The 14642-nt window shown below is 41.5% G+C and carries 13 protein-coding genes and 1 pseudogene; 11 read left to right on the top strand and 3 right to left on the bottom strand.

Translation table 11 applies throughout. The features are described 5' to 3' along the window. The first annotated feature begins 23 nt into the window (after positions 1-23). The 8 genes and pseudogenes from JI65_RS03660 to JI65_RS03700 all read left to right on the top strand — a co-directional run bounded on the left by JI65_RS03660 (position 24) and on the right by JI65_RS03700 (position 7740). Positions 24-884, top strand: coding sequence for a hypothetical protein (locus tag JI65_RS03660; protein ID WP_191014026.1), 861 nt, complete (start codon positions 24-26; stop codon positions 882-884). Between the two features lie 332 nt (positions 885-1216). Further along, positions 1217-2265: pseudogene (locus JI65_RS03670) on the top strand (AAA family ATPase). Between the two features lie 150 nt (positions 2266-2415). Continuing rightward, positions 2416-2952, top strand: a complete 537-nt coding sequence (locus tag JI65_RS03675; protein WP_191014029.1) for an RloB family protein — start codon at positions 2416-2418, stop codon at positions 2950-2952. A 452-nt stretch (positions 2953-3404) separates the two neighbouring features. Continuing rightward, positions 3405-4616, top strand: coding sequence for an ATP-binding protein (locus tag JI65_RS03680; RefSeq protein WP_191014030.1), 1212 nt, complete (start codon positions 3405-3407; stop codon positions 4614-4616). 99 nt (positions 4617-4715) lie between these two features. Continuing rightward, complete coding sequence (locus JI65_RS03685; protein ID WP_191014031.1) at positions 4716-5645, top strand: nucleotidyltransferase family protein; 930 nt, start codon at positions 4716-4718, stop codon at positions 5643-5645. A 109-nt stretch (positions 5646-5754) separates the two neighbouring features. Next, complete coding sequence (gene glf / locus JI65_RS03690) at positions 5755-6882, top strand: UDP-galactopyranose mutase (RefSeq protein ID WP_191014032.1); 1128 nt, start codon at positions 5755-5757, stop codon at positions 6880-6882. 41 nt (positions 6883-6923) lie between these two features. Further along, positions 6924-7100, top strand: coding sequence for a hypothetical protein (locus tag JI65_RS03695; protein WP_191014033.1), 177 nt, complete (start codon positions 6924-6926; stop codon positions 7098-7100). Continuing rightward, positions 7093-7740 (top strand): Fic/DOC family protein, encoded by a 648-nt coding sequence (locus JI65_RS03700; RefSeq protein WP_191014034.1) that lies wholly within the window; start codon positions 7093-7095, stop codon positions 7738-7740. The genes JI65_RS03695 and JI65_RS03700 overlap by 8 nt, the downstream gene beginning before the upstream one ends. 419 nt (positions 7741-8159) lie before the next feature. On the opposite strand, the gene ychF is transcribed toward JI65_RS03700, so the two are convergent. After that, positions 8160-9296 carry a redox-regulated ATPase YchF gene (gene ychF, locus JI65_RS03705; RefSeq protein WP_191014035.1) on the bottom strand — a complete coding sequence of 379 codons (1137 nt, stop codon included), beginning with the start codon at positions 9294-9296 and terminating at the stop codon, positions 8160-8162. Between the two features lie 146 nt (positions 9297-9442). Between ychF and JI65_RS03710 the strand changes: the two genes are divergently transcribed. Beyond that, positions 9443-9601 (top strand): hypothetical protein, encoded by a 159-nt coding sequence (locus JI65_RS03710; RefSeq protein ID WP_191014036.1) that lies wholly within the window; start codon positions 9443-9445, stop codon positions 9599-9601. A gap of 170 nt (positions 9602-9771) precedes the next feature. Further along, positions 9772-10878: an aminotransferase class IV gene (locus JI65_RS03715; protein ID WP_191014037.1), complete on the top strand. Its 1107-nt coding sequence runs from the start codon at positions 9772-9774 to the stop codon at positions 10876-10878. Positions 10879-11221: 343 nt separating this feature from the next. On the opposite strand, the gene JI65_RS03720 is transcribed toward JI65_RS03715, so the two are convergent. Together JI65_RS03720 and JI65_RS03725 are read right to left on the bottom strand one after the other, a co-directional pair. Continuing rightward, a complete protein-coding gene (locus JI65_RS03720) occupies positions 11222-12142 on the bottom strand; it encodes a patatin-like phospholipase family protein (RefSeq protein WP_191014038.1) in 921 nt (306 codons plus the stop codon). Beyond that, positions 12139-12813, bottom strand: coding sequence for a hypothetical protein (locus tag JI65_RS03725; RefSeq protein ID WP_191014039.1), 675 nt, complete (start codon positions 12811-12813; stop codon positions 12139-12141). The genes JI65_RS03720 and JI65_RS03725 overlap by 4 nt, the downstream gene beginning before the upstream one ends. Positions 12814-13164: 351 nt before the next feature. On the opposite strand from JI65_RS03725, the gene JI65_RS03730 reads away from it, so the two are divergent. Continuing rightward, positions 13165-14640: a putative bifunctional diguanylate cyclase/phosphodiesterase gene (locus JI65_RS03730; protein ID WP_191014040.1), complete on the top strand. Its 1476-nt coding sequence runs from the start codon at positions 13165-13167 to the stop codon at positions 14638-14640. The last annotated feature ends 2 nt before the right edge of the window (positions 14641-14642 follow it).

Genomic DNA, 14642 nt, shown 5'->3' on the forward strand with positions numbered 1-14642 from the left:
ATATACGAGGGAGATTAAATAATATGAGTGTAAAACAAAGAATCAAAAATCTGCTGAAAAAGTATTTACCTCTACCAGCAAGAAAACAGCGGGAGATTGAAAATCGGCTACTCACCGAATTGCAGCAGATTCACTCCGAGAATTCAAACTTGCGTAACGAAATTTCAAGTCTGAAAGAAACCCTTTCAGGAATTCAGACTATCATACTGAATACAAATTCAGTCGCTTATGAGAATGTCTACGCGAATGTATTCCACGACACGACAATCGAAAGTGATTGGCTAAAAGACAAGGTTTTCTGGCCTGGGCGAAGTGCACTTGGCTATCCGGCAATGTATGTTACTTACCGTATTTTGAATGAAATAAAGCCTGAACGAATTCTTGAACTTGGACTTGGACAAAGCACGAAACTTATAAGCCAGTATGCAGCTTCAAAACCGGCTATCGAGCATACCGTTGTCGAAAGCAATCAGGATTGGATTAATTTCTTTTCTAACTCTTATAACTTGCCGGAAAATACCAAAATTGAAAAACTGGACTATAAAATCATTCCGTACAAAAACAGCGATGTTAGAATTTTCGATGGCTTCGAGGAAAACTTTACCAGCAAAAAATTTGATTTTATTCTGATTGACGCACCATTGGGTGTTGATATGAAAGTATACTCAAGAATCGATGTCCTTAATATTTTGCCAGAATGTCTTGATGATAATTTTATTATCCTTGTAGACGATACAGAAAGGCTTGGGGAAACAAATACACTCGCAGAAATTCGTAAAGTGCTAGAAGCTAATTCTATTTCCTTTGCAGAAGGTTCATACGGCGGAATGAAAAAAAGCACTTTGATTTGTTCTGCGAATTTGAGTTTTCTGACGACACTGTGATTTCGTTTTCTACAGTCTCGGAAACGGCAACAATATTGACGCATTCCGAGATTGCAATTATTTGAAAAATATTGTTTTAATATTTCGCTAAAAATTGACGGATTTATAAAATAATTTTGCAAAAATGCGGAATTTTTTATTACATGTTGATTCAGTTTTCTGTTCGTAATTTTAAATCCTTTAAGGATTCATTTACTCTTGATTTGTTCACAAACAAATATGATACAGTTTGCCCTGTTTATGAGCAAGGTGGCAATAAAATCTATCCGTCTGCAGTTTTTTACGGTGCGAATGGTAGTGGCAAGTCAAATGTCTTGAAAGCATTTACCATGATGCGACGTCTTGTGCTTAATGAGGATAAAATCATTCAGTCTACAGACGAGCTCCCCATAAATAGATTCCGGCTTTCTTCTGAGACAGAAGATGACACGACTGCATTTGACATCATTTTTTTACCAATGGCAAAAAATACAAATACGGCTTTGAATATGATGAGAAATGTGTTTACTCTGAGTATCTTTATGTTTATGAAACAAATCGCCCTACAATCGTGTTTGAATATGATGTTGGTGAGAATAACGGCGAAATAAAAATCACAAAATATGATGACTTAAAACTTGTTAAGCATTTGAAAAATTCTCTTTTCATTGTGGAAGCTGACAGAAATGATAATGAAGAGGCGAAAACAGTTCTGAATTGGTTCAAGTCAGCTCACTATGTCGAATATGCTACACGACATTCTCTTACCCCTTCGTATTGGGACAATCTAAGTAAACCTGCCGTAAAAAAGATATTTCAAAAGTTCATTTCAGATGCTGATATTGGAATAAAAGATATTTTTCAAGATTCACATAGGGTAAAAGCTTCTGACAGAATGCAAGTGGTACCCAAGGAGGTAATTCTTGAAGAAGTCTCTGTTAAAACATTGCACCAAAAATTTAATTCTGAAAATGAATATTTGGAAGATGAAGAATTTAATCTTTTTGAGGATGAATCTTTAGGGACTCAAAAATATTTTTATGTAATTGGTCCTGTAATAGATACACTGCAAAAAGGTTCAGTTCTTTTTCTTGATGAGCTTGACGTAAGTTTGCACCCAATCCTAACTCAAAAGCTTCTTTCTTTGTTCAATAATAAAGTCTCAAATCCTAAGGGAGCACAGCTTATTTTTACTTCTCAGGATACAAATCTTTTAAATCAAGACTTATTCGATAAAGAACAAATTTGGTTTGTAGAAAAAGACAGATACGGCTCTTCTCACATAGCAAGTCTCAGTGAGTATAAGAATGTCCGTAAGGAACACAAGATAGAGCGAAATTATATCATGGGAAAATACGGTGCTATTCCTTATCTTGGCGATTTTAATTTTGAGGCACTGTAATGGCAAGAAAAAAGCACGCTTCATTTAAAACAACAGTTCCAGAAACTCGTAAAAACGAAAGTCTTGCTCAGAAAAAGGCATTTTTAATTGCCTACGAAGGAGAGTGTACCGAACTGAATTATATAAAAAACTTGGTGAGAATTGAAAAAATTGAACAAGAACATTGCAGAAGGTACAACCGTAAAAATTGCGCCTCATCAACATTCTGATCCTTGTGGTGTTCTTACGGATTTACTATCTACATCTAATAAAGAAGATTTTGACGAATGTTGGATTGTAATAGACAGAGATGCCGTGGAGTTTAAAGGTAAAGGCTTTGGTGGGCATACGGAAGAAAATTTTAATCAAGCAATAAGCGAAGCCGAGAAAAAGAATGTTAAAGTCGCTTTTTCTAATCCTTGTTTTGAATTATGGATTGTTCTTCATTTTGAATACAGAGATACGGAAAGTTCAAGAGATGATATTCAAAATAAGGCATTGGAAAAGATAAATTCTTTGCTTCCGCAAAAAGATAAATTGAAAAATGTTGATGAATTAAAGAATTTTGAAGAATTGTATTCGGTTCTGAAAGACAAAACTTCTTTAGCGATAAAGTTCGCAAAAAAACTGTCTGAAAATGAAGTAAAAAAGAAAAAACCTTCCACAACTGTGCATAAGCTTGTAAGTGCTCTTACTGAAAACACATAGTAAAATATCCCCATACGAAAATAATCGACAAGCGCACCGCTGTGGACATTGACGACGGACTTGATTTGGCGGTTGCACGTGCTTGGCTCGACATGGACGAGAGCGTGAGTCAGATTGTGCCGTACTCGGTGGATGAGGAGTATTGAGATATAATAGCAAATCGGCTCTAATTCACCTTTGCTTATTTTTTATTATAAATTTTTCTGCCAACCGGCAGTTTTTTTAAGGAGTTTTGCAACATGCAACCAACACTTTTTGTCCTTGCCGCTGGCATGGGAAGCCGAGTATAAATAACAATTTCGTTGCAGTGAACAATTTCCCTCAATGAAAATATATGCTTGCCGAACGGCGGGCAACCGTTCTTTGACATTTCTATTTTTTTACTTGTCGCCTTATTATTTTTTATGATAAAGTGGATTTACACTCCATTTTATCATAAAAAGGTCTGAAGTATGAAATACATCAAAAGGCACTCTGCAGGCACATTGAAAGAAATGCTCTCTCAATTTAAGGTTGTACTTGTAACTGGTCCAAGACAAGTTGGCAAAAGTACTTTGCTGAAAAATGAGCTTCCAGATTACGAATATGTTACACTTGATGACATTAGCGAGCTTGAGGTGGCGAAAGAATCTCCGGCTCTTTTTTTTAAAAATCATAGTCTGCCTCTCATAATCGATGAAGTTCAATATGCTCCGGAACTATTCCGTCATATAAAATTCATTCTTGACAAGTCTGATGCGCGCGGGCAAATTTGTCTTACAGGTTCACAAACTTACGAGCTGATGCAAAATGTGAGCGAGTCGCTCGCAGGACGAATCGGAATCCTTGAACTGGAAGGTTTTTCCCTACGAGAAATTTTAGGCACGGATTTTATGCCGCCGTTCTTGCCGGATACCTCTTATATTGCGGAGCGAAAGAGTTCTTTGACTACTTTTGATGACATTTGGCAGCATATCTTCAATGGGTCAATGCCAGAGATGCAGAATAAGGAATCGAACTGGGAATTTTTTTATCGCTCTTATATAAAGTCCTACATTGAGCGTGATGTGAGAAATCTTATGAACATAAAGGATGAAACCCTGTTCTACAAGTTTGTTGTTGCACTTGCGGCTCGTACAGGAGGACTTTTTAATGCTGCCGATATCGCGAACACCATCGGCGTAACGCTAAAGACCGTGCAAAGCTGGACATCAATTCTTGAAGCTTCAGGAATAATCTTTTTCCTACGGCCTTACGAGAACAATTTGCTCAAAAGAGTCGTAAAGACCCCTAAAATTTATTTTTATGATACAGGCCTCGTCTGTAATCTTGTGGGCTGGGACAATCCCAAAGTTGCCCAGAACGGTGCAATGTCGGGCGAGCTTTTTGAGACTTTCGTAATAAGTGAAATTATGAAGAGTTACCAGAATGCTGGAATAAGTACGAAAAGTCTCTATTTTTATAGGGACGGAAATCAAAAAGAAATCGACTTGCTTATACAAAAAGCTGGACTCTTGTATCCAGTTGAGATAAAAAAATCCGTGCAGCCGACAGTGTCAATGGCAAAAAACTTTCCGGTCCTAAAGCAACTTGATTCAATGCAATGCGGTACGATTCTATGCCAGTGCGAGAAACATCTTTATCTCAGCGACAATGTGCAATGTCTTCCATTGGAATATTTGTAGTATAAAAAAATAGAAATGCCATCGACCAAAACTTGATTTTTAATATTATGCCGATATGTGCATTTGCTCACAGGCAGTTTTTTTAAGGAGTTTTGCAACATGCAACCAACACTTTTGGTCCTGGCAGCTGGCATGGGAAGCCGCTACGGCGGAGTCAAGCAGATTGACTCGGTTGGAAAAAACGGAGAGTGCCTTCTGGACTTCTCCGCGTTCGACGCGAAACGGAGCGGGTTCGGAAAAGTCGTCTTCATAATAAGGAAAGATATTGAGAAGGACTTCCGCGAGCGGCTGTTTGACAGAGTGGCGCGCAACATGAACGCCGAATATGTCTTCCAGACGCCGGATGCGCTTCTCACGGCGGAAGAGCAGAAAATTGCGCAGGAAGCGAACCGCGCAAAGCCGTGGGGAACGGTCCATGCGGTTTTATGCGCGAAGGACAGAATCAACGAGCCTTTCGCGGTCATCAACGCGGACGACTACTACGGCAGGAGCGCGTTCGAGACGCTCGGAAGCTATCTTTCTTCTATTAATAATGACTCTGCCGAGCACGCCATGGTCGGCTATATTCTCGGAAACACGATGAGCAGGAACGGTTCGGTGAGCCGCGGAGTGTGCGAGGTTTCAGGAGGTTGTCTTAAATCAATCACTGAGAACACGAAAATCTACTACACTGGGGAGAATTTCAGCGGCAACGAAATCGAGTCAAATCTTGACGGAAAAATCATCAAGATGACGGGAAAAGAGACCGTGAGCATGAACCTGTTCGGATTCTCGCCAAAAGCTTTCGGGAGCTTCGAGGAATACTGGGCGAATTTCAAAAAAACTTCGCTCTCACTTCCGAAAGCCGAGGCACTTCTTCCAATAGCCGCAAGCGAAATGATTGAGAAGGGGGAAGGCAGAATCAAAATGTTCACTTCGGCGGAAAGCTGGTTCGGAATGACTTACCCGGAGGACAAGCAACTCGTGAAGGACGAGATTGCCAAGAAAATCGAATCGGGATATTATCCAGAAAAATTGTGGGAGAAATAATATTTAGAATGCAGATTCTGAAACAAGTTCAGAATGACTGTTATGTCGAAATACGTTCAGAATGACTGTCATGCCGAACTTGTTTCGGCATCTTTGAAGGAGACAAATTATGAAAAAATATGATTATCTTATCGTTGGCTCAGGGCTTTTCGGAGCCACTTTCGCATATCTTGCAAACAAGGCTGGAAAAAAATGTCTCGTAATCGACAAGCGCTCTCACCTGGGCGGAAACGTGTACTGCGAGGATGACGAGGGAATCCACGTGCACAAGTACGGGGCGCACATCTTCCACACTTCGAACAAGGAAGTCTGGGATTTTGTGAACTCCTTCGTGCCGTTCAACCGCTACACGAATTCGCCGGTCGCAAATTACAAGGGAAAACTCTACAACCTTCCGTTCAACATGAACACTTTCTACGAGATGTGGGGCGTTACCAGCCCGAAAGAGGCTGAGGCAAAAATCGCGGAACAGAAGGCTGAAGCCGTCAAGGCATTGGGCGGTCGCGAGCCGCAGAATCTTGAGGAGCAGGCTCTTTCTCTCGTGGGACGTGATATTTACGAAAAACTTATCAAGGGCTACACCGAAAAGCAGTGGGGGCGAAAATGCACCGAGCTTCCGGCCTTCATCATCAAGCGGCTTCCGGTCCGGCTCACTTTTGACAACAATTACTTCAACGACTCGTACCAGGGAATCCCGATTGGCGGCTACAACAGGCTCGTCGAGGGGCTGCTTGAAGGAATCGAGACGAAAACTGACGCGGATTTCTTTGCCGACCGCGAGTCCTACGAGAATCTTGCCGAAAAAATCGTGTTCACGGGAAAAATCGACGAGTTCTACGGATTCAAATTCGGAAAGCTTGAATACCGCACTGTTCGCTTTGAGACTGAAAAAATCAACGTGCAGAACTTTCAGGGAAACGCGGTAATCAACTACACCGAGGCGGAAGTTCCGTACACGAGAATCATCGAGCACAAGCACTTTGAGCCAGAGAATCCTGCCTGGAACAAGGACGTTACGGTAATCTCGCGTGAATACTCAACCGAGTGGAAAGACGGCATGGAGAGTTTTTATCCTGTGAACGACGAGAAGAATTCCGAACTTTACAAGAAATACAAGGCACTTGCCGACTGCGAAGAAAATGTGATTTTTGGCGGAAGGCTCGCGGAGTACAAGTATTACGACATGGACGACGTGATTGCCGAGGTGCTAAAAAAATCGCACGAATTCTTTTGTTAAAGGATTCATACTCGATGCGCTTTGTGCTATAATATCGTGATATGCGGTCAGAACAAATTGAATTTTTAATAAAAAATGTTAACTCAACAATGGCAATGGAAGACATGCCTCTCACACAAGAAGATAAGAATCGTATAAGCGACTGCCTTAAAGGAAAGTCGTCGTTTAATCAGGCTGTGAACGAGCTTGTACGAAAATATCAGAGATTGTATGCGTAATTCTGATTCAAAAGGCGTACCCGCAAAAAAATATAATTTTGGCGAGTATGCCTATGAATATGAATTCGACACTTTTTACTGCTATCCAGAGTCATCTGTACTTAGGAATAAGTTGAACATTACCAATGCGGAGGTTTTTTTTAAGGCCGAACGCGAAATCACTTCGCTCCGCACTGCTCAGGCTTTGTCTGAGTCGATTATTGGTAATTTTGATTTTGCGCACCTTCAAAAAATCCACAAATTCCTTTTTGGCGATATTTACGACTGGGCTGGAAAAATCCGCACTGTGAATATTTCAAAAGGAAATCTTTTTTGTCAGACTGAATTTATAATGCAGGAACTTGACAGAATCTTCGTTGAATTAAAAAAAGAAAAATATTTAAAAGGTATTGCTGAATTGCCAAAAATGGCTGAAAGGCTTTCTTACTATCTTGGCGAGTTGAATGCGGTGCATCCTTTTAGGGAAGGAAACGGGCGCACTCAGCGGCTGTTCGTCACTTTTCTTGCTCAAAAAAATGGTTTTTCGCTGGATTTTTCGCTCGTCACAAAAGACGAAATGATTTCCGCAAGCGATGAGTCGTTCTGCGGTCACTACGAAAAAATGAATGCGCTAATTTTAAAATCACTCCGCAAGAATTAGCGAAACGTTTCCGTCAACTTGTAGCGTTCCCCAACTTCGCATCCTAAAAGTGCGAGCCGATGTGGCGAGCACAAAACAGACCGTCACAAAAGGCGGCATTTCTTGTCGCCGCGTTTTTCGAACACCTGTAAGCTCGCCCACCAAAGCGTTAGTTTTTCGTAAGAAAAAGTAACTGGAAACGCAAAAGTGAATTTAAAGTTGGAAAGTTAGCTTGTAGCGTTCCCCAACTTCGCATCCTAAAAGTAGCGAGCCGATGTGGCGAGCACAAAACAAGCCATCACAAAAGGCGGCATTTCTTGTCGCTACGTTTTTCGAACACCTGTAAGCCCGCCCACCAAAGCGTTAGTTTTTCGTAAGAAAAAGTAACGGGAAACGCACAAGTGAATTTAAAATTTCAAAATAGACTTGTAGCGTTTCCTTTACTTTGTTACGTTGAACTTAAAGAACATGCAGTCACCGTCCTGAACCACGTATTCTTTTCCTTCCTGTCGGTATTTTCCTGCGGCTTTGATTTCGGCTTCGGAACCGTATTTTCTCAAATCTTCGATTGAATAAACTTCGGCTTTAATAAATCCCTTTTCAAAGTCCGTGTGGATAACGCCTGCGGCCTGAGGAGCTTTGTCTCCGTTTCGGATTGTCCATGCGCGGCACTCGTCAGCTCCGCCCGTAAAGAATGTGCGGAGTCCCATCAAATGATAAGCGGCGCGTGCTAGAACTGTAAGTCCTGATTCTTTGAGTCCTACGCTCTCCATAAAATCCTTGCGGTCGTTCTCGTCGGTAATGTCCGCCAAGTCTGCCTCGAATTTTCCGCAGATTACGACGACTTCTGAGTTTTCCTCGTTCGCGATTTTTCTTACGGCCTCAACGTATTTGTTCGTTCCGCTGGAAATTGTGTCTTCGTCAATGTTGCAAACGAAAAGCTGCGGTTTAATCGTAAGAAGGTGCAAGTCGTAGATTCCTGCCTTTTCCTCGTCGGTAAGCTCAGCCTGTCGGGCACATTTTCCTTCCTGAAGGAGCGGAAGAATCTTGTTTACGGCACTTCTGTAGCCAGCGAATTTTTTCTCTTCTTCTTTTCCCAAAGCGCGAATCTGTCGGGTAACTTTGTCCTCTCGCTTTGTGATTGTGTCAATGTCGGCCTGGCAAAGCTCGTAATTGATTGTAAGAATATCGCTTTCCGGGTCAATCGGCGCGTCTGTCTTTGCGTCTTCGCGAACGTGCTGAATGTCTGGATTGTCAAAGCAGCGTACAACGTGCGCGATTACGGAAGTTTCACGGATGTTCGCAAGGAACTGGTTTCCGAGACCTTCTCCTTTGCTCGCGCCTTTGATGAGTCCCGCAATGTCTACAAAGTCAACGGTAGCCGCAATTTTCTTTTTTGGCTGGAAAACGCTTGCCAAAAAATCGAGTCTTTCGTCTGGCAATTCAACTACGCCAACGTTCGGGTCAATCGTACAGAACGGATAATTTTCTGCAGGGGCAGGGGATTTTGTTAAAGCTGAAAAAATAGTGGACTTTCCAACGTTCGGGAGTCCGACAATACCACAATTCAATTTCATTAAAGTAACTCCATATATTAGGTCATCTCAAAGACTGAAGCTCTTAGAGTCTTCTATTATATAGAAAGAACTTTACTCCTATTTTGATTTTTAATCTAGGGAGAGGATTGAAGTATGAAGTATGAAGTATGAAGTATGAAGTATGAATGATGAATAATGAACAGGGATTTCGCATTATGGGCAAACTGACTAAAAAATTGTCGGAACGAGAGCGAAAAAATGGCTTTTATGAACGTTTGCAAAGTGAAGCTCAAGTTTTCATTGAAAACTTGAGGGAAACGTATAAGCCAAGCTTTTTGTTTTAGTTTGACATGTACGTTTCCTTTTGCATCTGTAAGTTTATAATGTGGAATCCATAGGAATAACAGTTTTGCCTAATGACAAGGTTTGACGAAAGTTATAATATTTTTATGTTTATTTTTGGAAAGCTTAAAATTGGATTTTAGGGTTTCCTGTAAAAAAAGGAGAATAAAAAATGGCATTTGCGTTGAATTTGTATCCTGTTACTTATATCGCCCGCTACAATCCAGAGACGACAAAGTGGGACGAGGAATGGTTTCAGTCTGACAGCGTGACTTATGATGAACTTATGAAAATGAGCGAATCTGACCGAAAAGAGATTTTGGACAAGCGCAACCAGATGGGAATTCCTACAGTTTCTTATACTTCTCAGTATGCTTACGGTGTCTTTGAGGGAATGAAGGGCTTCCCTACAAAAGATGGCGGAGTCGCTATTTTTAGACCGGAAGAAAACGGAAAACGATTCAACAACTCAATGAAGGGGCTTTATTGTCCGGCTTTCCCTGTTGAGCAGTTCGTGGCTGCTTCTGTGGAATTCGTAAAGAGAAATGCCGCCCTCGGATATGTTCCAAAGTACAATCCTGATTGGGAAAAAACAGGCTATGCAGATGCAGACTCAATTTATATGCGTCCGTTTATGAACTCTGAAGGCGCGATTGGTGTTGGATGCGCAAAACAGCCTTATGTTGTTATTTGTGCTACGACTGTTTCTGCATACTTCAAGAAGGGCTTGGACGGTGCTGTGATTACAGACCGAATCCGTGCAACTCCACGCGGAACCGGATATATCAAATGTGCTTCAAACTATGTAATTTCGGCAATCGCAAAACACGAAGCGGAGATGAAGGGATTCGTAGAGTGTGTTTATCTCGATGCCGTTGAGCATAAATATTTCCAGGAAGGTTCAAGCTGCAACATCTTCTTTGTTTTGAAAGACGGAACTCTTGTAACTCCAGAACTTGGCGACACGATTCTTCCGGGAATCACACGCAAGTCTGTTATTGCTTTGGCTCAGGAATCTGGAATCAAAGTTGAAGAACGAAAGATTTCTTTGAAGGAAGTTCAGAAGGATGCTGTGGAGATGTTCGTTACAGGAACTGCCGCTGGTATTAGCCCGATGTCTTCTTTGACAGACCTTGAAGGCAAAAAGACTGAATTCAAGGACGGAACTCAGGAAGGCACTGTTGCTTACAAACTTCAGCGTCTTCTTAAAGGCCGCCAGTACGGTCTTCTCGAAGATCCGAACAACTGGAATACGGTTGTAATCCAAGGAAACGCGTAGAGTTGGCTTTTAGAGTCTAGATTTAGCTTGTGCGTTTCCCGTTAGTTTTTCTTACGAAAAACTAACGCTTCATCGTGCACTTTGCAGGTGTTTCAGACTCGCCGCGACAAGCACGGCGGCGAGTCTGATGTTGAGTTTTGTGCTCGCCGCATCGGCTCGTACTAAAGGAAACGAATGCTGTGAAAAGGTAAGTTGACAAAAAAATTGTCGGAACGAGAGTAAAAAAACGTTTTTTTACGGTAGTGCAGACAATTTTTTATGCCTACAAGTTTATAGTGTGTAAGTTTTGTATTTGCGAACAATCTGTGCCAATCTGTATTTATCTGCGTTAGAAATCTGAAACCTACTCCTCATACCAAAAATCGTTGAATTTGCTTTTCTTTAGTCCTGATTTTTCTAGAATCCTGATTGTGTCGTTGTAGCCCAAATCTATGAGCGAAGTGATTTTTTCTTTTGAAAAATTAAGCGTGCCGTTAAAAATGCCGCCCAAATCTTCGCTGGGAATGATTTCCAGAATCTTTTTGCGGTCAAAACTTTTTGCGACTTTTGCGCGGTTCGAAACTTTTTTTGGATGGTTGTCCAAATACACGGTGATTATAAAATCTACTTTCGGCTTGTATTTGTCCAGAATCGGGGTGATTGGCGTGTTGTCGCCGCCGCGGTATTCGTCGCCGCCGTCAACGTAAAATTCTCCGTCGCTCAAAAGTACTTTTTTTGTGGCAATCGGAAAGGCTGATGTGGCGAGAAGTTTTTGCTTTATTTCGTTCACGGATTTTTCTTCGTTCAGCAAAAAACTCCGGGCGTTTACGCCCGGCTCAAAAATCCAGCTCGTCGCAATTTTTGCAATCACATTTTTTGCGGGTACGCTCGTAATAAAGACTTTCGGAAAAAAATGCGCTGATTGAAGCGTTTCAAGCGTAACCTGATTCAAAACCCGCATCAAGCCGCTCTGGCTTATCAATTCTTCTTCGTTCTGCAATTCTTCCGGAACCATGCTCTTCCAAAGTTCTTCTGCTTGCTCTGTGCTCACGCAGGAAAAAAGTGCCGCGTTCAAACCGCCTACGCTGGAGCCAGAAATCACGGTGATTTTTTTTGAAAGACCGTATTCTTCAAGTGCTTTCCAGACGCCAACCTCGTAAGCGCCTTTTCCGCCGCCGCCCGCGAGAACCATTCCGTATTCCTGGGCGAAAATTTTAGGCAAAAAAGAAAGAAAAAAAATGAAAAAAATCAGAAAAAACTTTATCCTTTTTTGAATCTTGCTCATAACTTTTTATCCGCCTTTTTAAAAATCCTGTCGTCAAAATATCCGTCTTCGTTCAGACTGATTACCGAAAAGACTTCTGAATTCAAATAGAGCGTTCCAGAAACACGCAAAGAACCGAGGGAGGAAAGTTCAAAAAAAGAAAGCGAGGACTTTACGAGCGATTCCGGAATCAGAAAATTTCTGGAGCACTCGATTTCTTTTTTGCGTGACAGGCGAAGCCCGAATTCAACTCCGTTTTCTGCGATGATTGGCGAGGAAATTTTGTAAATGTTTTTTATGTAGGAAAAACGCTTTGACCATAAATCTTCAAAACTCATTTTGTTCATTGCGGCATAGGCCGCCCAAAGCTGGCTGTCGGTGGTCACTTCAAAAGTGACTCTCAAAAAACGCTCGCCGCCGGATTCGAGGACTGTTCCGTTGGAAAGTTTTGCCGGAAATTCAAAAACGTCTTTTTCTTCGCTCTGCCAGAGGCCCAAAAGTTGTTCTACCGAAGAAATTGCCGCCCAAGTTTCGGTCTGTTCTTCTTCAGTCTGTTTTTTTGGGGATTCAGTTTCCTCTTCTTCAATGACTTTTGTGGTTTTGCAGGAAACAAGGACGCTTGCGCAAAGCAAAATAAAAAAGGTGGTGCGCAAGAGATTTTTCATCATAAAAACGGATTTTGAGAGATTCATGCTGAAATTGTACGATATATTACAAAAAGATTATGTAGTTTTTTTAAGAAAAACCGTATAAAATGAAAAAAGCGTTTTAAAATCTCCAAAAACTCTTCTTTTGGGCTTTGAAAATGCTGAATTCGAAAGCAGGTTTTAAGTAATGACAAAACAAAATTTTGAGCAGATTTTGAATAAAATTTCTACGCCGATTTTTATGGCAAAAAAAAATTGAGAATGGCTTGGATTTTGAGTTTATTTTTCAAAATGACGCATTTTTAGAAAAATTCGGTAACAAAAAATCAACGTCGCTTCTTTCGGAAATAAAACTTTATCAGGCTCCTGCTTTTCAAAATGTCGTTCAGAAAACTTTTGAAACCAAAAAAACGACAAAACGAAATTTTTTATTCTGAAGAATTCAAATGCTGGCTAAAACTGATTTTTGATGTTGTGGAAGATTCAAAAAATCATGACGAATTCTTGATGGGAAATATTGTTGATGTGTCGAGGGAAGTTGAGCGGGACAAGCAGATTGAATTTTTTGCGTTCCACGATGCTCTGACCGGGCTTTCTTCTCGAAGCAAGTTTGAGGATGATTTTGAGATTTGGGCAAAAAATTCAAAAGATACTGACAACAAATTCGGAATTCTTTTTATTGACATTGACAACATGAAATACGTGAACGACGCGCACGGGCACTCGAAGGGCGATGAGCTGATTTGCCGCGTGGCCGAGATTTTAAAAAGGTTTGAGCGCGACACGATTCACGTGTACCGTTTTGGAGGCGACGAGTTTATCGTTATGGTGAATCACGTTGACTCGCACAACACTGTCGTGAATATTGGCGACATGCTCCGTGAGCTTTGCAATGCGGAAGGCGTTGAGTTTTCGGGCGGAATCTCGATGTACCCGGAGGATTCCGAAAACCTTGAGGAACTTTTGAAGTACGCAGACATGGCAATGTACGATGTTAAGCGCACCACCAAAAATAATGTGGGATATTTTCAGGCGGTGATGCGCGACCGCTTTATGAATAAAATCATAATCAAAAATAAGTTGACGGCAGCCTTTTCAAAAGGGGAGGGGGAAGCTCACCGCGATTTTGAGCTTCACTATCAGCCTCAGTTTGACGTTTCGAGCAACATGCTGCGCGGTTTTGAGGCGTTGCTCCGCTGGCACGACGACGATTTGGGCTGGATTTCGCCTGAAAAATTCATTCCGATTGCGGAGGAAAGCAAACTCGTGATTCCGATTGGCGACTGGGTTTTGCGTGAGGCCGTGGAGACGCTTGCAAAGTGGCAGAAAGAATTTGATTTTAAGGGAATTATGAGCGTGAACGTTTCGCCGGTTCAACTCAAAAAAGATAACTTTTTGTTCAATTTGGAATCAATCGTCCGTGAATTTAAGATTCCGCCGGAAAGTCTTGAAATAGAAATTACGGAAGGCGTTTTTATTGAGAATAAAGAGGAGATTCTTGGGATTCTGAATTGCGTCCGTCAGCTCGGAATCGGAATTTCGCTCGATGATTTTGGAACTGGCTATTCTTCTTTGAGTTATTTGCAGCTTCTTCCGATTACGACGCTAAAAATCGACAAATCGTTCATTGCGAATATTACCGAAAAAACTGGTGTTGAGGCGAACATTACGGACTCAATCGTGAATATGGTCACAAAAATGGGCTTGGACACGATTGCGGAGGGCGTTGAGAATTCGGCTCAGCTCGACGTTCTGAAAAACATAAAATGCAAGACTGTTCAAGGTTTCTTAAAAGGCAAGCCGATGAACAAAAGCCGCTGCGAGCAAATCCTGAACGGCGACTACGATTTGGCTGACAGGATTCTTGAATAGCT

This window comes from Treponema zioleckii (genome assembly GCF_014737315.1).
GTDB lineage: Bacteria > Spirochaetota > Spirochaetia > Treponematales > Treponemataceae > Treponema_D > Treponema_D zioleckii.

What these genes read in the sequence shown, in the direction of transcription:
- ychF (WP_191014035.1), bottom strand. Translation starts at nt 9,296, where the DNA reads ATGAAATTGAATTGTGGTATTGTCGGACTCCCGAACGTTGGAAAGTCC.
- JI65_RS03695 (WP_191014033.1), top strand. Translation starts at nt 6,924, where the DNA reads ATGCGGTCAGAACAAATTGAATTTTTAATAAAAAATGTTAACTCAACA.
- JI65_RS03725 (WP_191014039.1), bottom strand. Translation starts at nt 12,813, where the DNA reads ATGAATCTCTCAAAATCCGTTTTTATGATGAAAAATCTCTTGCGCACC.
- glf (WP_191014032.1), top strand. Translation starts at nt 5,755, where the DNA reads ATGAAAAAATATGATTATCTTATCGTTGGCTCAGGGCTTTTCGGAGCC.
- JI65_RS03660 (WP_191014026.1), top strand. Translation starts at nt 24, where the DNA reads ATGAGTGTAAAACAAAGAATCAAAAATCTGCTGAAAAAGTATTTACCT.
- JI65_RS03685 (WP_191014031.1), top strand. Translation starts at nt 4,716, where the DNA reads ATGCAACCAACACTTTTGGTCCTGGCAGCTGGCATGGGAAGCCGCTAC.
- JI65_RS03710 (WP_191014036.1), top strand. Translation starts at nt 9,443, where the DNA reads ATGATGAATAATGAACAGGGATTTCGCATTATGGGCAAACTGACTAAA.
- JI65_RS03680 (WP_191014030.1), top strand. Translation starts at nt 3,405, where the DNA reads ATGAAATACATCAAAAGGCACTCTGCAGGCACATTGAAAGAAATGCTC.
- JI65_RS03715 (WP_191014037.1), top strand. Translation starts at nt 9,772, where the DNA reads ATGGCATTTGCGTTGAATTTGTATCCTGTTACTTATATCGCCCGCTAC.
- JI65_RS03720 (WP_191014038.1), bottom strand. Translation starts at nt 12,142, where the DNA reads ATGAGCAAGATTCAAAAAAGGATAAAGTTTTTTCTGATTTTTTTCATT.
- JI65_RS03700 (WP_191014034.1), top strand. Translation starts at nt 7,093, where the DNA reads ATGCGTAATTCTGATTCAAAAGGCGTACCCGCAAAAAAATATAATTTT.